At 46.1% G+C, this 21,930-nt stretch carries 14 protein-coding genes; 11 read left to right on the forward strand and 3 right to left on the reverse strand.

Annotated features, from left to right (window positions below; genetic code table 11):
- Window positions 1-12: 12 nt before the first annotated feature.
- From V202x_RS03110 to V202x_RS03150, 9 genes are all read left to right on the forward strand, one after another.
- Complete coding sequence (locus V202x_RS03110) at window positions 13-1,059, forward strand: type II secretion system protein (RefSeq protein ID WP_145171105.1); 1,047 nt, start codon at window positions 13-15, stop codon at window positions 1,057-1,059.
- On the forward strand, window positions 1,016-2,464 hold the full coding sequence (locus V202x_RS03115; RefSeq protein WP_197993192.1) for a Tfp pilus assembly protein FimT/FimU: 1,449 nt from the start codon (window positions 1,016-1,018) through the stop codon (window positions 2,462-2,464). Before V202x_RS03110 ends, V202x_RS03115 begins: the two co-directional genes overlap by 44 nt.
- Entirely contained in the window at window positions 2,461-3,693 is a 1,233-nt protein-coding gene (locus V202x_RS03120; RefSeq protein ID WP_145171109.1) for a hypothetical protein, read from the forward strand. The genes V202x_RS03115 and V202x_RS03120 overlap by 4 nt, the downstream gene beginning before the upstream one ends.
- A gap of 54 nt (window positions 3,694-3,747) precedes the next feature.
- Window positions 3,748-5,340: a type II secretion system protein J gene (locus V202x_RS03125; RefSeq protein WP_145171111.1), complete on the forward strand. Its 1,593-nt coding sequence runs from the start codon at window positions 3,748-3,750 to the stop codon at window positions 5,338-5,340.
- Between the two features lie 77 nt (window positions 5,341-5,417).
- Window positions 5,418-10,484, forward strand: coding sequence for a hypothetical protein (locus V202x_RS03130; RefSeq protein ID WP_145171113.1), 5,067 nt, complete (start codon window positions 5,418-5,420; stop codon window positions 10,482-10,484).
- A gap of 307 nt (window positions 10,485-10,791) precedes the next feature.
- The gene (locus V202x_RS03135) at window positions 10,792-11,886 is read left to right on the forward strand and encodes a DUF1559 domain-containing protein (protein WP_197993193.1); all 1,095 of its coding nucleotides are present in this window, start codon (window positions 10,792-10,794) and stop codon (window positions 11,884-11,886) included.
- Window positions 11,887-12,360: 474 nt separating this feature from the next.
- On the forward strand, window positions 12,361-13,002 hold the full coding sequence (locus V202x_RS03140) for a ClpP family protease (protein ID WP_145171118.1): 642 nt from the start codon (window positions 12,361-12,363) through the stop codon (window positions 13,000-13,002).
- 79 nt (window positions 13,003-13,081) lie between these two features.
- On the forward strand, window positions 13,082-13,693 hold the full coding sequence (gene clpP, locus V202x_RS03145) for an ATP-dependent Clp endopeptidase proteolytic subunit ClpP (RefSeq protein WP_145171120.1): 612 nt from the start codon (window positions 13,082-13,084) through the stop codon (window positions 13,691-13,693).
- 52 nt (window positions 13,694-13,745) lie between these two features.
- Window positions 13,746-14,564 (forward strand): hypothetical protein, encoded by an 819-nt coding sequence (locus V202x_RS03150; protein ID WP_145171122.1) that lies wholly within the window; start codon window positions 13,746-13,748, stop codon window positions 14,562-14,564.
- A gap of 92 nt (window positions 14,565-14,656) precedes the next feature.
- Here the strand turns inward: V202x_RS03150 and V202x_RS03155 are convergent, their stop codons facing one another.
- Window positions 14,657-14,974 carry a tetratricopeptide repeat protein gene (locus V202x_RS03155; RefSeq protein ID WP_144981585.1) on the reverse strand — a complete coding sequence of 106 codons (318 nt, stop codon included), beginning with the start codon at window positions 14,972-14,974 and terminating at the stop codon, window positions 14,657-14,659.
- A gap of 271 nt (window positions 14,975-15,245) precedes the next feature.
- On the opposite strand from V202x_RS03155, the gene V202x_RS03160 reads away from it, so the two are divergent.
- Both V202x_RS03160 and V202x_RS03165 read left to right on the forward strand, forming a co-directional pair.
- Window positions 15,246-17,042 carry an ArnT family glycosyltransferase gene (locus V202x_RS03160; protein WP_145171125.1) on the forward strand — a complete coding sequence of 599 codons (1,797 nt, stop codon included), beginning with the start codon at window positions 15,246-15,248 and terminating at the stop codon, window positions 17,040-17,042.
- Between the two features lie 163 nt (window positions 17,043-17,205).
- A complete protein-coding gene (locus V202x_RS03165) occupies window positions 17,206-18,192 on the forward strand; it encodes a ParB/RepB/Spo0J family partition protein (protein WP_145171127.1) in 987 nt (328 codons plus the stop codon).
- A gap of 48 nt (window positions 18,193-18,240) precedes the next feature.
- Here the strand turns inward: V202x_RS03165 and V202x_RS03170 are convergent, their stop codons facing one another.
- Window positions 18,241-20,427 carry a tetratricopeptide repeat protein gene (locus tag V202x_RS03170; protein WP_145171130.1) on the reverse strand — a complete coding sequence of 729 codons (2,187 nt, stop codon included), beginning with the start codon at window positions 20,425-20,427 and terminating at the stop codon, window positions 18,241-18,243.
- A 123-nt stretch (window positions 20,428-20,550) separates the two neighbouring features.
- Entirely contained in the window at window positions 20,551-21,903 is a 1,353-nt protein-coding gene (hflX, locus tag V202x_RS03175; protein WP_145171132.1) for a GTPase HflX, read from the reverse strand.
- Window positions 21,904-21,930: the final 27 nt, after the last annotated feature.

Genomic DNA, 21,930 nt, shown 5'->3' on the forward strand with positions numbered 1-21,930 from the left:
CAGGTTTTTACAATGCGACGTTTAGTAATTCATCAATCAGTTCAATCAACGCGAAGTGGTTTTACGATCGTGGAATTGATGATGGTTGTCGGCATCTTGTTATTTTTAATCGCGACATCAGCCATTGTGGTACGAAACATGGGAAACAAGGCCCGTGAAAGAGCGACAATGGCAACGATTGTCAAAGTGAATGGCTTGGTGCACGACCGAATTGAAGCGATGCGAAAAGCACTGGATTCCAGTAAAAATCAAAAGTTCATCCAGTCATTGATTAATCAAAAATATACAGATTATGTGAATAATCCCAGTCTGGGAGCCAAATATCGTGGTCTTCCCAGACCTGTAATGGAAATTTTGGTTCGCAAAGATATTTTTCGACAAAACTTACCACAATACATTGCTGAGAATCCAAGTGTGGATACGGCCATGGATAACTTAATCGGTGCCCCTGGGACTGCCGGTAAAGTTGGCGGCGATGATGGAGCCAGTATCAGTTCTGAGTATCTGTATTATATTTTGACGAATCACGAGATATATGGTGTTCCCCCGGTTGGTGAAGATGCATTTACAACAAACGAAGTTGCTGATACTGACGGCGATGGTCTTAAAGAATTTGTCGATGGCTGGGGCAGGCCACTACGATTTTACCGCTGGCCTACCCGCCTGATTAAGCCTACTGGGGGTACTGCCGATCGGACCATTGCCAGTATCTTTTTTGACGGCCTACCTCCAGTCGCTGCTGCAGGTTTCAATGAAGCTGATCCACTGAATGTGGATGCCGATGACCCACAAGGTCGTATTCAACATGAAGATGATCGTTCGGGTAACTTATTATCGCCTCTCTTCAACTCATCTGCAACTTATACTCTTGGTGAATATGCGACGATGAATACGTTTTGGTTGCCATTGATTGTTTCGGCTGGAGAGGATGGTGTTCTGGGGCTCTATGAACCACATGATCAAGCCAATAACGGTGTGTTAGCACAGCCGATATTACCAGTTGTCGATGGGATTTATGATAATATCACAAACCATAATCAACGAGCAGGAGGCAGGTAAACCCGTGCAAGCCTTTCGCAATTACAATATGTTGTCGCTCAGACTGTCGCAGAAAACGTACACTTCTGTTTCAGTACGTTTGGGCTTCACGCTCGTAGAATTACTGGTTGTGATTTCTATCCTCGCAATCCTGGTTGTGATGACAGTAACTTCCATCAATTTTGCACTCTCTTCTGACCTGACACGGGGAGGATCTCGCCAAGTGCAATCTTATTTAGCTGGTGCACGCGACCGGGCTATTTATGCTAAAGAACCCCGGGGGGTCCGTTTTTTGGTTGATCCCAATAACCCGACTGCTGTGACCAGCATGGTCTATATCGCACCCAGTCCCAATTGGAATCAGGGAGTGATTCGATTGGAACGAATTGATGCCAGCAATCCTCCTGATAGCATTGTCGATACCATATTGAATGTGCGTGGAGCAGGCACAGATTGGAGGTTTTTATACGATCGTGGGCAATTGATTGATGGAGCAAGGATTAAAATTCCCGGCGATAGTAGCGGTTCCTGGTACACAATCGACTTGAATAATTCACCCATTTCGAAGCACTACACTAATCCTCCTGTTTTTGATCCTGATACAGATGAAGTGTTGCGTTTAACCACAGCTTATCGTGACGCGGGAACTTCTGACTCTACCGAAGTGGTTGCGTTTGCTCCTGGAAGTGGTCCTTCAACCTACCTTCTGGAACTGCCTCCAGTCGTTTTATCAGGTGAAGAACCGACTCTGTTGCCTACTGGTACAGCTATTGACCTGGACCGTTCATTTCTTCCAGCAAGTTGGCGCATCACTGCTGTTGACTTAGGCGATGATAATCAACCTGGCAATGCGGGTGTGGATGATAATGGAAGCGGTGGGGCTGACGATCTTGCCGAACGACTTTGGCCGGGAACGGATGATTTTCGTCTTTATTCCAGCCAATTGGACCTGATGTTTTCTCCCCGAGGTTCTATTGCGGGAAGCGAAGCCAGTGGAGGAAAGATTCATTTTGTGATTGATACTCTCGAAAATATTCAGTCAACCTGGAAGGGAGGCACCAGTTACTCTGAAGGAGATCAAGTGACTGTCCCGGCTCGTTTTATTACGCCGACAACTTCGGAAGCGGATCTCAGTTTCAAACCCTATGATCGTATTTATGTTTGTACGGGTCCTGGAACCAGTGGAAATAATCCTAGTGAATTTATTCGTGCGGCAGCACGTACTGAAGGCAACACTTTTACAGAAGGTGGGGTCACCTGGCGAGTCGAGTTGAATACAGCTCCTTCTATACTCTCTATCTTTACTCGAACGGGCAATGTAAGCGCTTATCCGATGTTTTTTAATTCTGTACTCCCTCCTCCACCTCTTTCCAATTGGTCGCCTGATGTGTTCTTTTATGCCGAAACCGGGGAGGTCGCCAAATGAAGCAACTCCAGAAGCGAACTATTAACACGGCTATCCGGCATCGACACGCAGATCGCAGTGGTGTCACTCTGATGGAAGTTCTCATGTCGGTGATGATTATGGGGCTGGGAATCATTCCGTTGGCAGCGCTATTTCCGCTTTCTGTACAACGTAGTGTTCAGGCAACGCAACTGACGAATGCCACCGTGTTACGTTATAATGCGGAAGCACTCATCGATGCTTTTCCTACAGTCTTCGTCTTTGATCCGGATGGTGATACGCTTGATCCGAATGGACATATCGCACATCAGCGTCGTAATCGCAACTATATCGTTGACCCGCTTGGTGCTTATTATGCAGCTTTCGATGGCACAGGATTAGAAGCAAGCTTTGGAAATGATGGGGCCGGTGGCGCAGTAACCCGTGTTCCCAGATTTCATGCCGGTCTGGTCGGCACTCCAATCACCGATCCAACTGCTCCATTGTCAGCAGTCAATTTCTTTACACAGCAGGATAGCTGGATTCTACTCTACGAGGGTATTCCAACCAGTACCGCCTTTCCAGATGGTATCAACACTACCCGTGATACAATTTTCATTGATACACGAGATATCAATTCCGGGATCGTTGATTTGACGGAACTCAGTCAGACGGTTTCAGGACTGACGGGCGGCCGCATGCTGATTTATGACACCTCGGGCAAGCAGGTTCAAGTCCGCAACATTACAGGTGCCAATATTAATGCCGGTTCTGCTGAGATCAGTTTTACTGATCCATTACCTGACAACGAACTTTATGAAAGTATTTCCAAGATACGGATTGAGGTACTGGAACAACGCTACTCATACCTGTTAACGGTGCGTCGTCAAATTGCCAGTGATGTGGCCTCTGTCGATGTTGTTGTCTTTTTTCGCCGTAACTACGATCCCGAACTGGAAGCTATACATAATGTTACAGGCTTCGTTGAAGGTAATACAAAGTGCCGAGTGCATTTTAACGGGAATGTCAGCACTCCACCTAAATTAAAAAAAGGGGGGTATATTTTTGATTCCATTAATGCACGCTGGTATCGCATTCAAAGAGTTGAAGATGACCTTTCTTCAAATGCTCTGATTACACTGGATCAGCCAATCATTCAGAGGATCAATCCTCCTGGCGATGATTCTACGGACCCTTCAAATCAGATGCCTGGTATTATTTTAATGCCCAATGTTGTTCAGGTTTACCCTCTAGGAAATAAAACAAGGTAATACATGCATCAATTCGTTGTTGCTAAAACGTCTCGTTATTGAGTGAAGTCTTTTATGAAAACATTAAACACCTCTAATCAAAGACATTTCGAACGAAAAATAAATCGTTCTTGTGATGGGTTTACGCTTGTCGAGATGTTGGTTTCGGTGGCGTTGGTGCTGTTGATGATGTTGATGTTTACAGAGATTTTCCAGATTCTTGCCGGTTCGATGACATTACAGCGAGGGATTTCGGAAAATGATCAACGTGAGCGACTGTTAGTCACGATGTTACAAGCCGATTTGGATCGTCGTACATTCCAGTATCTGCTGCCCTTCGCCGCTACTACAACTTTTACGAATCCACTTACGGTACCGCCTACATCACCAGCTCCTGATGACCCACGCAGTCCGCGTTTTCACCAAGAAGATCGACAAGGTTATTTTTATATTTCAGAGAATGATCCCAACGATGATACCGACGATTTTATCCAGTTTACGGTCTCTCGTTTTTCCAACCTCGGACAAACAGAAACAGACGATTTCTATTTTGGACGCGCTTTGGACTTAAGTGGAAGGACACCAGATGGCGGCACGCGATTAGCAAATCATCCTAATCAACCCGAAGCTGACGATGGCCGAATTGTGCCAGACGGTGCTTCGCAGTCCTCTGCAGCGGAAGTTTGTTACTTTTTACGAGGCAGCAACTTGTATCGTCGTGTCATGCTAATTCGGGAACCATTATCCCTGTCGAGTACACAAAATTCACAACCTGTCGCTTCAGATTCAGCAGATACTCCTTTTTTTCTGAGGTCAGGAACCACACCCGCTCCACTTTATGGAGAAGGAAGATTTAGAAGTGATAATTTCTGGGGCGATTTCGACTATTCCGCATTTATTTTAGACCCTACTAATACAACCGTTTATGCACGTTTTCATGACCTCTCTGATTTAGATAACTCAAGTACTGGGAATTTTCCTCTTGGAAATCCTCGGCTTCGATTTGGATTTAATCATGAGACGGGGCTCTCGCGAGAGTTCGCGCCCAGCACTACGGGAACCAACCCTCCTCAGTTATTCATTGGTCGTTTTACTCATGAAGAGACATCTCATCCGGATTTTAATTATCCTCAGGATCTGATGGACACTTCGATTGGTGGTGGCGGGAACCCCATGAGCCCATCAGCTCCAAGCCTCATTGTTAATCCCAATGATCGAGTAATCGATTTACTGAGAAATGGTTCCCGGCGTTCCGAAGATCTGGTGCTTTCGAATGTGCGTTCCTTTGATATCAAAGTGTTTGATGATATTCGACAAGACTTTGTTGACATTGGTGGGGCAAGAGCTTTGCGATTTGCTGCTAGTGCAAGACAGAACACAGACCACGGCAATTCGCAATGGAAGAATGTATTTGACACCTGGCATCCTACAGGCATTGCGGGCGTTACGGGCGCTGATGGTGATCCACCTTTTCCAATGTTATCTGACCCAACAGTTTCAGAGACAGCGCCACAAGTACCGGACTACGATCTAGCAAATCAAGATCCGGTTCCCAGGGCATCACCTTTAACAGCAATTCGCATTTTAATTCGATATGAAGACCCTTCTTCCGGTCAAGTCAGACAAATGACCTTGATTCATCCTTTGAGGAATCGGGGCGAGGGATGAGTTCACAACACAAGTAGGTATTTTCCCCATTGTGCCGATCCGGGCCACGGCCATTGGCTACTTTGGGAGGTTTTGAAATGAAGCCGGTTTCCATGAAACAGACAGAACAAACAAACAAGCATTTAGCTTCGATTTATCAGAGTCGTCGAGGATCGACGTTACTGGTTGTGATCGCCTTATTAGCAATGCTTTCCCTACTCGGAGTGGTGTTTTTTACTTTTTCTTCGCAGGAGGAGCGGAGTGCGCAATATTTCACAGAGGCTGCACTGAATGAAGCCGATCCAGGCCTCGACGCTGATGTTTTATTCAACTGGGGACTTCAACAATTAATCGTCGGGCCTGATGAAAGTCTACATAACAGCGCACTGCACGGCAAATGGCATTCTCTGTTGCCCAAGATGTTCGGCACAGACCCACACCCATTTTCCGGGCAGGGGATCAACGTGATATATGATGGCTTAGGCAATCTCGTGGTTGACCAGGATTACGATGGTACGGCAGATCCCAACCAGGATTTACTGTTTTTAAATCATAGTGTTGGCGCACATGGCGGTACGTTGCCGTCAGGGTTACAAAGTGGCAATCTCCCCGAACCAGACGTCGATTATACTGCACCTGATATCAATAATCTCTTCTTGGCCTACAAGGGCTATACTCTGTACGGGGGCAACCTGAGGGAAGTGATTATTCCTTCATTCTTGCGACCTCAATTTTTAAGAGATGGAAGCGGTACGCACTACCCTGACTGGTATAGTAATGCTAATACGGCTGGTATGGTACTCAGACCGCATCCAGACCACCTGTTTGTAGATCCCAGCGGAAATGCCCCAGGAGATACACGTTTTACAACTTCATTTCCTTTTCAGCCATTGTTAAATATTACTGGCGGAAATCCTACGATACATGGTGAATTAGGCATTTTTACAGATTCTTTTGACTCTGTTACAAATAGCCCCATTATTGAATTGGATGTGGATAATGATGATGATGGGATTGTAGATGGTATCTGGATGGATTTGGATTTTCCACCGATCCAAAATCCCAACGATCCAACAAAATATATCATCCCCCTGTTTTCCTTTACGATATACGACTTGGATGCATTGGTTAATTTGAATACAGCCGGGAACATGCGCAGACCGGATGACATTGATTTGAATTATGCTCCAGGCAGTCGTTTTTTTGGTGAAGATAGTGCGACGTTTTCTGACAAATATCTTTTCCTGTCCCGTTCCAACATGGGGCTTTCTTCGCCTGGAGAAATTAATCCACAGTGGGTGCTCAATGCACGACCCGAAATAAGTCCAACAGGTGACTTGGATGGATCGGCCAGTGCAGCTGCTGTTTTTCAACAACACCGTTTATTCTTTGGTGGTTTTCCCTATCCTCATGGATTGATTGCAGCTCCCCATACATATGGTACAGCCGGTGTTTTTCAGAACGCTTACGAAAGTACTCGAGACTGGCGTGAAATCTCGAATATGGAATATTTCTTTTTGAATTATGGTCGTGCCGAATTTGGTGCACCCGCTAACCCCGGTGACAATGGTACTAAAAACGAAATTATTGACCTCTATGCTGGTCGTTGGGGGGAGCCGAACCTGTTGTATGACGCCCAGCGAAATACTCCTACTGAGAATATCTTTGTAGTCAATACTACTGGTGGTACAATAGTTACATTTCCTCGCGCGGGTCAGACACTCGTGGATGATAACGCCAATCGCTATGAAGGTGGTGTTTTCAGTGGATCGCTCAATGGAAGTCGGGCAAATGTGAACGCGTTTATGCATCCACTGGCATACAATGGTTCGGGAAGAGTTAACAAACCGGGAAGTAGTTATCGTCAAGCCGCCATTAGTTTTAATGGTTGGAGAGGCTATGAGGACATCGAAGTTGCAGGTAACGTTCGTTACAGCGATGGGTTACGTCTTTTCAAAAACTCTAATAAAGATCGTCACCCAGATTACTTCATTTTACTGGATGATGCAGATGAGATGACCGTTGATCTCGAAAAAGTACAACGCCCCTATGATGAGCCTTTTGCCGCCGATGACCTTGCCTTCCTGCATCTGTCTCAGACTGACCGTGATAATACTGGTGTGAGTTCACGTCTGGAAGATTTACTACCCTTTAATTTTGGACGTTCAGGATCTGTCAATGCACGTCGAGATCCTATTCGTCAAAAATTTACGACAATGAGTTGGGATCGTAAACAGTTTGGCATACCTGTGCCAAGAATTCCCGGCTTCAGAGACTGGGAATTTGCGAGTGGACAATTTCCTCCATTTAGTTTTCTTCCTGATAATCTAGATCCATTTCGCCCTGCATTAAACTCATTTCTTACGGTCATTCCTAATAATACAAATTCAGCGATTCCCCGTTTTCAGATGAAGTTAAACTTAAATCAGCTTCTGGTATTTGATCAGACGGGAACAGGAAAAACCGTGACAACTCGTCCTTTGACCCCGCATCCTGGCGAAGATTTAAATGGAAATGGTACGCTGGATGTAGGTGAAGATACGAATGGCAATGGAGTACTCGATTCGGGGGAAGATTCGAATGGAAATGGTTTATTGGATTTTGGTGAGGATTTGAATGGGAATGGTGTACTTGACAGTTTGTCTTCAACTGTGATTAATACCAGCTGGGATGGAGAAAGCAATATTGATCCAATGGATGGCTCTCTTGTGTACCCTAATCTCCCCGCGTATCCTCCGAATACAATGGAACAACAGGAATTTTGGGCGCGCTACGATCGTCAATTGATGGCCCGGGATATCTATGTATTGCTTTACACATTAGGCGGCGGTAGTGACTCAACCGATTATAGCTTAGATAATTCTGGAAATGCACTTTACACAAATGCACAACTGGAGGAGATGGCTCAGTTTGCAGTTAACGTTGTAGATGCGTTAGACCCTGATGATGTGATTACCCGTTTCGAATATGACACGAATTTGAATAATGGCTGGAATTTGGATGACAATCCCTATACCAGTGCTGGCGAAACTGATCGTGCTGAGGTCTTCGGTGTCGAAGCTCAAAAACTGACACTGAGTGAGTTTCTGGCGATTAAAGCTCCCAAAGTAACAGATAGCGGAGGAACAGAGGTTGATCATGGTGCAACCGAATATAACGATGAGGAGGATCGTTATTTCTCTTACATTGAATTACGTAATGCTAGTCCACAGACCATCAGCTTCAACAATGATGCCTGGCAGATTCGTCTCGAACCGCGAGCTGATTCAGTAGATGCAGATCACGATGATCTTGATAATCTGCCCGCTGACTCTGAATTTTCAAGCAATAGTTTTAAGCGCAGGTTAACGCTACGCAACGGTTCAGTTGGCAGTGGCGGCATCTTCTCGATTCGTAGTGCGGGTGATGATGAAAATACCGACCCGATGTCTGGTATGCCGCGCGAAAGCTATTTCCAGGTGGATCCGAATTATACGGGTAGTGGTCTCCCAACTCTCACTCGAATCGTACCTCTCGATATATCTACACCTGCCATTGATCTGATTACTGATGATGACACCACTGACTTTTTGTTAACCAGAGAGTCAGATACCGTGACACCGATGTCCGGCAGAGGCGATTTCCTGAACGATTCGAATACCGCTTCTGGTTCCACGAATTTTAATAGCCTGACATTTGTTGTACGGCTCATGCGGCGAGCGCATTTAGGACGTAATACCCCCGCTGTCAATAATGCTATTGATAATGCAGACAACCCATGGGTTGAAGTTGACAGTATGGTTGTCACAGGGATGAATGAATTTACATTGACTCAAGCAACTATTGGTACACAGATTCAAGATCAATTGAATCAACTTCGAAGTTATGAACGTTCTCAACCTCTCTATGCACGTGGTTCAGGGAACGCAACCCATGCTGCCGGCAATGCCGGTTCGAGTTATCGAGCCAATACAGTTGGCACAACAAATTCGAATACAGGGATAGGCAGCGTTGGTCCTGATGGTGCGAATGGAATTTCTGGCTTTGATGACGACAATGCCAGTGGCGCTGACAATTCTGCTGAGCGTGGCTGGGCTTTTTCAGATGACCGGCCTCGTTTTCATGTCTGGCAACCTCACTTTGATCGTGACTATGCTTCAATTGTCGAATTATTCAGTGTGCCCATTGTAGGACCCAATCGCATTACGCGCGATCTGGCAACCGTAGCTGGCAAGCAAGGACGAGCCGGTTCTGCTACAGATGTGCTTAGAGAGAATGATGTTAAATTTGCTGGAACCCAAAAATTCCTGGACCCTAATGGTCCAGACGCGAGTGATACTACCGACGACAACCGCTGGTTTCGCTTCCTGGAATTCGTAGAAGTTCCTACCCGAAGTCACCTTCAATTGGGTAATCCACTCAACGATCCTCGAGTGCCTGGACGTATCAATCTCAATACAATTCGTAATCCTTCGATCTTGGCGGCTTTATTAGACGACACAGATGCCTTTACGATGGATATGTCTGGCGACCCTAACCATCCAAGTCTGAATGCGCCTCATTTGGGTGGCGGTGACTGGTGGCAGGCATTTATTGACTCCCGAGATAATATTGATCCCGGGCTCGCAAACCCAGCTCGAATTCCGGGTACACCAGTTAGACTAGATTTACCACGAGTCTCGCGCTCGCAACCTTTCCGTAGCTTTTACCATTCAACACCAGCAAGCAGTGCAACTGATGTGCAAAATTTACGTGAGCATACAATCTTTCGGAGTTTACCGACTGAATCTGGTTCTGCTAATCCACGACTTCTGTTTGAATTGGCGACCAATGCTGAGCATGTTAATGCCGGTAGCGTTGCCGTGGATTCCCATACCCGAAATCGTATCCTGTCGAAAATTGCCGCGAATACAACGACCCGTAGTAATACCTTTGTTGTATTTATGTCAGTCGCTTACTTTGAAGCCACTGGGACAGGAACGACTATTTATGGGGATCCCGTACAAATCGGAGCCCGATTGTCACCCTTTCCTACTGTCCCAGTACGTACTGCGAATCAGCCAGACTATCGCGGATTTTTCGTAATCGATCGTACTCGGGCTGAGCAGGCTTTCGAACCAACCACTGGTCAATTTGACAACTGGAAACGTTTGATTCGACATCGTCACACGATTCAAAATGAATAAATTTAAATGGTTCGAAATATAGTATACATTTAAATAATTAACTTACAAATCAGACAAAACATATGAAACACATTACAGCAGAGAGGGGGAGAGCCATGTTACCGTAGTCGCAGGTTTTGGTTGCGGGCCGCTCGTGATCGGATAATGTGAGGCTTGGACGTTTAAATCGTCTATTCCTTTAAATTCGATTCAATTGTGATTCCTTAGGATTCCTGAAGAATTGAACTGTTTTTGTGTTTGTTTTTGCTAGTTGTGTACAATTAATATATAATCTGTTTGAACCGTATTTTTAGTGAGGAGAATGACAATGAAAGCTCAAAGAATCAAACAAAAGCTACAAAAGCGTAAAGGGTTTACGCTGATCGAACTGCTGGTGGTCATCACCATCATCGGTATCCTGGTATCACTGACTTTGCCGGCAATTAATGGTGCTCGAGCCGCTGCCCGAAAGGTAACGTGTCTGAACAACATGCGAAACGTGGGGTTGGCTGTCGTCAACTTCTCATCGGGGGCGAACTCTCAATTGCCACTGTTGGTTGATGAGAATATTATCACAGATCCCGGGGGAACTAATGCCAATGATCAGTGGGATAATCTTTCCTGGTGCACGGCGATATTACCGTTCTTGGATCAGGTTGGTTTCCGTCAACGATGGGATAGTACTGCTAGTGCTGCGTCAGTAAACGGGGCACCTACTACTGATATTGTATTTTTAAACAGCCAACGATTTCCTGTCTTTATTTGCCCCGATGATCAGTTTGGTACAGATCCTGGTGCGTTATCTTATGTCGCAAACGTTGGATATGTCATGCTGAACTACAACGCGGCTGCAGATTTTTCCCATGCAGCCAACTCAAACTACATTCTTTCTACAGGAGGTGCAGTAGAGTCACCGGTCAAATTCGCGACAGGTGTTTTTTGGCGAGGCCAACCAAATGCCCTTGGTACACCAGCTCCTCGTATGTCATTGGACTTTATCTCTGCCGCTGATGGGTTGACTCAGACTCTGATGTTATCGGAGAATTTACAAGCCGGTGAGTGGGCAAATAATGATACCGGTAGTCTGGGTTTTGGTGTGGATATGGAAGGGTTGTTGCCGCGAACTACACCGACAGATGCTACAGGAGCTAGCTTAGTTGATGACTTGTTATTGCCCGGTGGATATAATTTAACAAATTCCGGAACGGGCACTGATTCTCGAATTGGTTCTAACTTGACAGCCAATCCCAGGTCAGCCTGGCGACCCAGTTCCAACCACCCCAGCGGCGCAGTGAATGTCATTTTCTGCGACGGTAGTGGAAAATCATTGACACCTCAGATGGATGCAGGCGTGTATGCTCGTCTGTTGACTCCCGCTGGTCTGCGTTATGGTCAGGATGTTGTTGATGGAACTTCCTACTAAGGGGAGACGTACTCGGAAACGACGTTTTTGAGTCATTGTTCTCAAATCGGTTCAAATTCTCACACCAGAGATCGTAAGGTCTCTGGTGTTTTTTTATGGTTACAAATAGAATGTGATTAAATGTACACTTTTTGCTGAAGTGCAGAGATCCTAAGCTTCTTAAAATGATGTTTGAGGAAAGTAAAGGTAATGACACTGACGGAACTTAATAACCTCTCTTGACGAATCACCGGTAAATAGGATAAGGAACGTTATAAACGTATCAAAGGAAATAGAGAATCTCTCTACACTGTGGCATGAGGTACCAGGAAAGGTCTCTTCAAACCTCAGAGACGCCATAAAATCAATTAGTTACAACTTGACGGACAATGAGAGAGCAGCCATATTCAACCATTCAAATTTATGTGTGAGTTAGATCAGATTTAACCTCGTTACGAGCCACTCAATACAACTATTACATCTCAGGATAATATCATGTTCGACCCGATATCAGGGCAAATGCCAACTCAGGCGAATCAACGTGCCCGTAGTTACTCTCAGCAGCGTCAGATGGGGATTGGTGATCTCCTGTTGGATAATCGGATTATCTTTTTGGATAGTGTCATCAACGATGCCAGCGCGAATTTAATCGTGATGAAACTGTTATACCTGCAGTCGGAAAATCGACATCAGGATATTCATTTGTATGTTAATTCTCCTGGAGGTTCAGTCACCTCCACGATGGCCATCTATGATACGATGCAATTCATTGAATGCGATGTTGCCACGTATTGTGTCGGTCTATCTGCCAGTGGAGGTGCCATTCTGGTTGCCGGTGGTCAAAAGGGCAAACGATATATCTTACCTCACGCCAAAATGATGATTCATCAGCCTTATGGTGAAGTCGGTGGTCAGGTATCCGATATTGAGATTCAGGCTAAAGACATTCTGGACACACGCGAGATTCTGAACAAAATTTTAGCTGAGCATACCGGGCAGTCCATTGAAAAAATTGCGGAAGATACCTCCCGCGATCGCTTTCTGACAGCCGCCGAATCAGTCGAGTACGGGCTGGTTGATGAGGTCCTGGTTCGCGATAAGGGTGATTCAGACAAAGACAAAAAAGAACACAAGTAAAAGTAATAAATTGAGTCGGCATCGGTACTGTCGAGTGATTATCAACCATTAATTTAGCAACTATTGAAATGAGTGTTATATGACGGTCCTTACTCCCTATGTGATCGAAAAGAATGGACGCGATGAGCGTGCCATGGATATTTACAGTCGTCTTCTGCAGGATCGTATCGTGATGATGGGATCGCAGGTGAATGATCAGGTGGCACAAAGTCTGGTAGCACAACTACTGTTTTTGCAGTTTGATGATCCAGAAGCAGACATTCATTTTTATATCAACTCGCCCGGGGGTTCTGTAACCGCGGGAATGGCAATCTATGATACCATGCAATATATCTCCTGTGATGTCGCCACCTATTGCATCGGCCAGGCTGCCAGTATGGGAGCTTTGCTGTTGACGGCGGGTGCGGCTGGAAAACGAAATGCGTTACCGAATAGTCGCATCATGATTCACCAGCCTTTAGCTGGTATGCAGGGAACAGCGACCGATTTGGACATTCATGCAAAAGAAGTTCTGAAGATGAAGAGGCGGTTGAATGAAATTCTGCTGCATCATACAGGTCAGACCTTGGAGAAAATTGAGCAGGATACAGACCGCGATAATTTCATGGATGCTCAGGAAGCGAAAGCATACGGCTTAATTGATAATGTGCTGGAGCACCTCGAAGCACCTGGAGAAAAAGAGAATACTTAATTTTGATACTCAGGAGAGCAGAAGAGGATCCTTCTGCTGTAGTTGATTTCCGATGAAGCAATACCTTTCGACATGGACGTCGTTGTTGTTGGTACTCACTCTTTGCGGGTGTGGTGGTCGGGGTTCTACGGATTTGCTGGAAGCCCGACTTCGTCAGCAGGAAGACAATATTTTTGCTTTGCAGCGCGATTTGAAAGAATCTCATCAGGCGCTGGAGACAGCCCGTCATCAGACAGAGGCAATGCAAAAACAACTCGCCCAGGCATCACAGGGGAAAATACTGCCTGAGCAAACGCAGGCGCTTTACAAAGTCACCGGTGTCAAAGTCAATAGTCTCCTCACTGGTGGTGTGGATATTGATAATCAAGAAGGTGACGAACTCTGGACGACACTCGTTACCCCTCACGACACTGATGGAGAGACTGTCAAACTTCCTGCCAACATAGAGCTGGAACTGGTCGATTTAAATCAACCAGAGGCAAATCGCAAGATTGGTATATGGAGCTTCAATAGCGAGGAAGTTCGCTCACACTGGTATTCCGGATTTGCCGGTTCCGGATTTCGATTTGAGCTTCCCTGGCAACAGCAGCCTGCTAACGAAGACTTGACACTCGTGGTTCGCATGAAGTCACAGGATGGACGAACCTTTAATACAACTGCTCCTTTGAAAATCACTCCCTCGTCAAAACCTTCTATGATCCGGGCAGTTTCCAGAGAGCGGCTGGCACCCGTTGAGCCCGCACGAATTTCATTTGAGGAAAAGCCCGGAACGATTTCGGAAGTGACTGACAACCCTTTCGATAATTCCTCAGAAGTTCCTGCGGAGAATGATTCTGAAATGGATTCACCATTCCGCATAATCAAAGAGTAGTAATTTGAAATTGCTGTGGCTGGAAACAAAAAAACTCTCGCTAAGAAATTCTTAGGAGAGCCTAATATTGTATCAACGAAGTTATTGCTGAACTATTTTTTAGGTCCTACAGCGTGGGCCTTAGCCATGGCATCTTCTGCTTCGGGAATACGTCCACAGCGTTGGCAGATGACAGAGAGCTGAATGAATGAGAAATTATCATCTGGTTCCAGCTCCGTAACCTTAGTTGCATGAGCAATTGCTTCATCGAAGTTGCCTAATTTTTGATTGTAAACTGCCAAAGCTGAAAGAGCCAGCACATAGTTTTCGTCAATTGCTAAGACTTCATTCAGCTTCTCAACAGCTTTTTCAATGTCTCCGCTTTCGTAGATTTTGACTGCTTCATCGTATAGCTTTGCTGGCGTGCTCATCCCATTTTCTCTCTAAATGTATGGTTAAAGTTTGAGGCTTTCATTTGGTTGTTACTGCCATCTCAACAGGGATTCAGTAACGTCACTTTTACGATTATAGTATAGCAAACAATTATACAAACCACTATTCTCTGATGAAATGCTGTTCCAGAATGAAGTATTTATGATAGTGAACGAATCGCAAGAAGTCATAGGCATAGAGGTTCGGTTCCTGTAGAATTGATGAACTTCTATTGTTCTTATTTTTTGTCTCATTTGATGAAAGCGGGATGTGCCTCAGATCGAAATCAAAGAACTAGAATCGACACCGATTACCCGTCTGGAATTCATCACAGTTGTGATACTCTTTTTGTTAGGGGGCTCCTTCCGCTGTCTGTTTCTCTCTGAGACTGCTATCGAACATTTTGACGAAGGTGTCTATGCCTCCAACTTATGGTTTACTCCGGAGCAAGGCGCTGAATATCCAGGAAGGTACTTCTACGCACCTCCACTATTACCCTTCCTGATCGAGTGGTCGATGGTCTTCCTCGGCAGTGGTTCCTGGGGTACATTTCTCCCTTCGCTGTTATCGGGGATCTTGACTGTCCCTTTGGCATGGTGGGTCGCACGAAACTGGTTTGGTCCTGCGGCGGGATTGGTGGCTTTGACACTGGCCAGTTTAAGTGATCTCCATCTTCTCTACAGTCGAGCCGCTTTGACTGATGTTTTACTAGGCTTTTATTTATTACTAAGCGTATACCTGATCTGGAAGAGCTATCTCAGTCGAGACTGGAAGTGGCCTGTTCTGGCAGGTCTCACAATCGGAGCAGGGTGGGCTACCAAATATAACGGCTGGCTTCCTTTGGCAGTAGGGCTTTCCGGAATGCTTCCATGGCTCTTCATCTACCGCCGGCAACTCAATTCGAAAACAAGCTATTTTTTACGGTGGGGTGTGATTGCGTGTATTGCTTTCCTTGTTTGGTTACCGGTGCTGATGGGGCTTCAGAAGTGGGGTGGCTACTCTGTTGTCGCCGCCAATCACAGTCGCTATGTAGTTGGGTTTTCTGGTTGGCTTGATTCGTTTTCTCGTCAGGTGGATAACCACAAACTACTGGAGGGGACACCAGGTTATATTGGAATTGGTCTGGTTTGTCTCGTACTCTGCCTTCTGTTACACATGCTAAAGGTGCAACAACAACTAGTCTTCCATACAAGATCAGAAACTGATCGTTCCACGTGGAATGCAATTGTAGTCGGAGTATCGGCGGCGCTACCTCTCATTGCAGTTTACATTTTCGGAGTGAGCCCGACACTTGCGGTTATGGGATTCCTGGGCATCCTCATGCAGTTATTTTTTGCCAGTCAACATATAGTGCAAAAGCAGAGCGAAACCGACAAGCTAGATTCAGAATCTTTGAAGCGATCTTTAGCAGCCTGGTTATTGGCAGCCTGGTTTTGTGGATTGTTTCTGGCGACTCCTCTTTACTATCCCTATCCTCGCTTGACGATTCCCTGGACGATCTCAGCCTGGTTGGGATCAGCTGCACTTGCTGGTTGGATCGAGCAGCGTGGTACAAGTTCACTGTTCTCGTTCTTATCTGATAAAGAGAAAAAACGGTCCTCTTTCATTCCGGCAATCAGTGTGGGTATGATCTTGATCATCACACTCTGTATAATGCCTTGGTCAGTAGTTGCCTGGCAGCCTCGTAATGGGCTCGCTGAGGTTTCCCAGAATGTACTCACAGACATACGCGCAGAGACCGGTGCTGGCGTTTCTGATTCGATCCTTTACATTTACGCTGAGCCCGGATTATTCTTTCATCTGAAGGCACAAGGACACTCATTAACCGGACCCGTGGCAGATTTTGAATTTCTGAATTCGCTTCCAAATTCGATGCCGGTCTATTTACTCACAGGTCCACATGCCGCTGCAGATGCTGACTTCCAAAAGAAGTTCCAACAATTGCGTGATCACTTTGAGTTAGTCAAGTCGTATGATTATTCGCCGAGTCTGTTGGTAAGACTAAATCAGGCACATCTGAATAATGAGACTGAGATCGAACCCATAATGTTATACCGGACGAAATAACTTTGGCAAACTGGGTGTTCCACGTGAAACGGCCATTCAAGCTAACATTCGTGGAATACTTTCGAAAAGCCCTCTTGCCTCAAACTGAAATTCGAAATAGAATCCCGCGCCTCGTGTGGTGCCCTTATTTTGTCAGGCAGTTTAATTGTAAGAAGAGAACGTTATGGACGAACAAAATCAAACAGAAGCTGATAACCCCTCTGAGCAATCTGAAGCTCCAGGTGCTCCTCGACGCAGATTAGGTCGTGGATTGAATGCCTTATTGGGGCGGGGTGGCTCTGATTCGGAATCAGAAAATCAGCCAGATCAAATGGGGGCAGACGGATCTGAAGCTTCTGTTCCTACTGAGCAGGATGAGATCGACATTGAGCTCATTGAGCGGAACCCCTACCAGCCCCGCCAAGACTTTGCCTCTGAGTCGCTAAAGGAACTGGAAGGCAGTATCCGTCAGCATGGCATTCTGCAACCGTTACTGGTACGTCCCTTTGATGGAGCCTACCAACTGATTGCCGGTGAGCGGCGATTGAAGGCAGCCCGCGATGCAGGGTTGAAAACAGTTCCCTGCCGTGTGTTGAACCTGGAAGAGCGACAGGTTTGTGAAGTGGCGATTGAAGAGAACCTCAAACGTAAGGACCTGAATGTCCTAGAAAAAGCACAGGCTTTCAAAAATTACCTGAGTCAGTTCAACAGTACGATTGAGCAGCTCTCACAAAGATTAAGTCTGGATCGTTCCACAGTCAATAATATGATTCGTCTACTTGAACTGGCAGACCCCGTCAAACAGGCTTTACAGAACGAGAAGATCTCAGCCGGTCACGCGCGGGCACTTCTGAGTTTGGAAGAAGAACGACAGGTTGCTGTCTGCGAGCAGATTCAGGCAGAATCACTGTCGGTACGAAAGACTGAAGCTGAAGTTCGTAAAATCATCAAAGGAGAGGCTGATACGGTTCCCTTCGAGAATGCGAAGAAGTCTAAGGCAGCTCCTGAAATGACCAATCATCTGGTGGATCTGCAGCAACAATTACGGGAAATCCTGGGAGCGAAAGTGGAGATCAAACTCAAGACAGATCATTCGGGACAAATCATGATTCCTTTCGATTCCACTGAGACGTTTGAACGGATTACCGGAGTACTACGAAAGAGTGCCTGACTGAGAAATTATGGTTTTAGATTAATACACCAGCAACCCGAAAGGCTATCACTTGTCTTTCGGGTTTGCTTTTTGTTGCAGGTTCAAAAGAATCTGCCGGAACGTGGGGTTCTCCGGCTGCAGGCGAATGAGAGCGTCGACCGACTCTAACGCCAACTTCCACTTTTCCTGTTTCTCATAAAGCAGGGTCAACATCAATCGAAAATCGGCGGACTGCGGTTCGAGATGGCAGGCTTTAGTCAGCGCGTTCACTGCCTCGTCTTCTCGCCCTAAAAGATAATAGAGTAAACCGAGTCGGTATTGCAGCAGCGCATTCTCGGGTAGCAACTTTGCATCTCGGGCTAATAGCTCTGCTTCTTCAGTCCTCAACTTTTTAACCTCATGGGTTTTTCCTAACTGTTCGAGAAGTTGAGCCAGATTCGATCGCGGGCCTGCTACCGCCGGTGAGAGTTTAATGGCCGTACGAAATTCCTGTTCGGCTTGTTTCATATCACCCTGGTTGGCATAGAGAATCCCCAGACTCATGTGAGAGCCTGATTGATCTCCGTCAGTAAGTAACCCTGTCTTATATTCTTCCAAAGCGTCTTTCAGCGCCTGCTTGTTTTCTTTTGTATCCGGTAGAATGGGGAGTGAAGACAGAATGCGTGCGACCTCGGTGCGTACCCCTCGCGAGGAATCGGTTAGACCCTTGGCCAGTAATTTGCCGATCTCATTTGCTTCTTTTTCGGAACGCGGAGTCCATCCATCAAAACCACGCAAGGCAGCCAGCCGAACAATCTCTTCTTTCGATTTCAATGCCTTCTCAACCACAGCTCGGCTTTCCTGGGTTTGATACCGAGTTGCTAATATCGAAACAGCGGTCGCGCGAACTACAGGGCCAACTTCCTTATTCCGTGTCAGTTTGATGAGGGCACGCTCCGCATCAGGACTTCCTGTTCGGCCTGCTGCTAGAATTTCGCCGTAATGTGGATCATCACGTCGCTTGGGACCATACCATTTCTCGATGCTTTTCGCCGCCCATTCCGGAGTTTCATCGGGCTTTGTGTGACATTGGTTGCAGGCATTTGGAGTACCCAATTTGACTGTCAGATCGGGACGGGGAATACGCAGGCTATGGTCGCGCCTGGGGTCAACCACCATATAGGTTTTGGAAGGCATATGGCATTCAACACATGAAGCACCTGTACTACCGACTTTGTGATGATGGTGACCGGGAACATCATATTTCGCTTCCAGATGACACTGGGTACAAAGTTTATTGCCTTGAAATTTGAGACGTGTCGAGTGAGGATCATGACAGTCGGTGCAGCGAACACCTTTGCGATACATTTTACTCTGTGTAAACGATCCGAAGACGTAGACTTCTTCGTCGATCTGACCATCGGGATGATAGAGATGATCTTCCAGCAATGAGAGTGCGTAATGATCATGAAAGCGATCAAGGGGTGTATGACCGGGCGCCACGTGCCGTCGATGAGAGTGACAGGGAGCACAACTTTCTAATTGTGCTGTGGCATCTTTGCCCTTGAGTTTCGCCAAACCATAACCATAACGACGATCCCAGAACAGTGATTTTGATTCGGCGAGTTTGACATGAATCGATCCTGGGCCGTGGCAGGCCTCACAACTGACTCGCATTTCGGAGAATGAAAAGTGATGTGTGTCGGTCGCAATGTCATAGTTTTTAGACCAGTTCGTAGTGTGGCACTCTGCGCACATATGATTCCAATTTTGGGCCGAGCCAGTCCAATGCAAGGGATCGCCAGGGCCAAATGGTTCATCGGGACTGGCGTAATACCAACGCTTCTGTTTTGTATCCCAGGTGACCGGTAATACCTGAATTTTACCTCGGTCCAGTTCCGCGAGGTACTGTTGTAATGGTCTCACGCCGATGACGTATTTCGCTTCGAATCGAGCTGTCTTCCCATCGGGGCCCTGGGTGGTTACATAGAATTTATCATTCTCCCGTGTCATCGTAGATGTAATACCGAAGTGTTCGAGTTTGGTATCGTTGAAATCGCCCAGTACAAATTCGGGAGTTGCCGGATTCATGGCAAGGTCGTGGTCGGAACCTTTCCAAAGTTCGGCTTCTTTCTGGTGGCATTGGAAGCAGGTTTGCCTGCCAACATAAGTCGCCTGTTCGCCTTCAGGGAGGGCAGTCCACCAGTCGATGGCTAAACCGATTGATGTAATACTTAATAGTACGATCAAACCGTAAATCCATCGTTTCTTCATCACACTACTGCTTTATCAGTCTATCTTGAGAAGTCTATTTGATTAGTAGTTAGAGAATCATCTCTGTATTAATTATAGATCGGGTTTTAGGGTGAACGAGAGCGTTATTGAGAGAGAATAGAATCAGAGCTTATTGACAGTTTCTTCAGGGACTCTGTCTGCAACAAAAGTCTCTTCTTCTCCCTGAATTTTTAACTCTGTTTCTTCATTTAATTTTAACAGTGGTAAAAATCGTCGCGCAATGCGGGCTTGTAATGTGACTCGAGAATCATCACTAGAATATTCGCGAGATAAGATCAGTGAATGATCTTCCAGTTGAGAAAGTAACTTCCCATTTCCTACCGGTGTATCAATTTCTACAATAGCATAGCCGGATGCCAAACGGTCAATGACAGTTTGGGTAAGACGGTCCAAACCTTCTCCGGAAACAGCACTGACACTGATGGCGTTATCATATTTTAGACGTAAAACATCAAGTTTGGATCTGTCTTCGATCTTGTCCGTTTTGTTAAAGACCAGGATTGCATCCTGGTGATCAATGCCGATTTCATCCAGGACTTGATAGACGGTTTTTATATGGTGTTCTACTTCAGGGTTGCTGGAGTCAACGACGTGCAGTAACAAGTCTGCTTGCCGCGCTTCTTCCAGTGTAGATCTGAAAGAAGCAACCAGATGATGCGGAAGGTCTCTTACGAATCCGACGGTGTCGCTGAGCAAAATTTCTCCCCAGTTTGGAAGTTCCCAGCGTCTCGTGCGCGTATCAAGCGTCGCAAATAATTTGTCAGCGATATAAACATCAGCGCCGGTGAGCGCATTCATTAGTGTGCTTTTGCCTGCGTTCGTGTATCCTACAAGCGAAACAGTGAGATGTTCAAAACGATGCGAGACGGTCCGCTCTCTACGACGTTCTACCTCGGAGAGTTTGCGTTTCAATTCTGAGACGCGTTTATCCAATAATCGTCGGTCTGTTTCGAGTTGCTTTTCACCAGGTCCACGGCCTGCACCCACACCCCCTTCAATTCGTTCCAAGTGAGTCCACAAGCGTTTCAAGCGAGGTCGAAAATAAAGTAGCTGCGCTAACTCTACTTGTAGTTTCGCTTCGTATGTTTTCGCATGAGTCGCGAAGATATCAAGAATCAATTCGCTACGATCAACGATCACTGTTCCTGTCTCTTCTTCGATGTTCCTTCCTTGAGAAGGGGAGAGATTATTATCAAAAACAATGAGTTCAGCATCAACGTGCTTTACCATCTGCTTGAGTTCCGCCAGCTTTCCTTTACCCAAACATGTAGCAGGGTGAGGATGCTCACGACTCTGGACGAGCGTGCCAACGACTTTGACGCCAGCAGTTTCGACTAAACCTCGTAATTCATCTAAAGCTTGCTCTTTATTAATATGGCTTGAAGGAGAAATGACGGCGGCCAGAATGGCCTTTTTTTCTTTGACTTGCAGCTCTTCGCGTTTAGGATCTGCCAAGGAGATTCAACCTTAATGTAATATAGT

This window comes from Gimesia aquarii (assembly GCF_007748175.1).
Classification (GTDB): domain Bacteria; phylum Planctomycetota; class Planctomycetia; order Planctomycetales; family Planctomycetaceae; genus Gimesia; species Gimesia aquarii_A.

Excerpts from the sequence above, each read along its gene's own strand:
- V202x_RS03110 (WP_145171105.1), top strand. The coding sequence starts at position 13 with ATGCGACGTTTAGTAATTCATCAATCAGTTCAATCAACGCGAAGTGGT.
- V202x_RS03115 (WP_197993192.1), top strand. The coding sequence starts at position 1,016 with ATGATAATATCACAAACCATAATCAACGAGCAGGAGGCAGGTAAACCC.
- V202x_RS03120 (WP_145171109.1), top strand. The coding sequence starts at position 2,461 with ATGAAGCAACTCCAGAAGCGAACTATTAACACGGCTATCCGGCATCGA.
- V202x_RS03125 (WP_145171111.1), top strand. The coding sequence starts at position 3,748 with ATGAAAACATTAAACACCTCTAATCAAAGACATTTCGAACGAAAAATA.
- V202x_RS03130 (WP_145171113.1), top strand. The coding sequence starts at position 5,418 with ATGAAGCCGGTTTCCATGAAACAGACAGAACAAACAAACAAGCATTTA.
- V202x_RS03135 (WP_197993193.1), top strand. The coding sequence starts at position 10,792 with ATGAAAGCTCAAAGAATCAAACAAAAGCTACAAAAGCGTAAAGGGTTT.
- V202x_RS03140 (WP_145171118.1), top strand. The coding sequence starts at position 12,361 with ATGTTCGACCCGATATCAGGGCAAATGCCAACTCAGGCGAATCAACGT.
- clpP (WP_145171120.1), top strand. The coding sequence starts at position 13,082 with ATGACGGTCCTTACTCCCTATGTGATCGAAAAGAATGGACGCGATGAG.
- V202x_RS03150 (WP_145171122.1), top strand. The coding sequence starts at position 13,746 with ATGAAGCAATACCTTTCGACATGGACGTCGTTGTTGTTGGTACTCACT.
- V202x_RS03155 (WP_144981585.1), bottom strand. The coding sequence starts at position 14,974 with ATGAGCACGCCAGCAAAGCTATACGATGAAGCAGTCAAAATCTACGAA.
- V202x_RS03165 (WP_145171127.1), top strand. The coding sequence starts at position 17,206 with ATGGACGAACAAAATCAAACAGAAGCTGATAACCCCTCTGAGCAATCT.
- V202x_RS03170 (WP_145171130.1), bottom strand. The coding sequence starts at position 20,427 with ATGAAGAAACGATGGATTTACGGTTTGATCGTACTATTAAGTATTACA.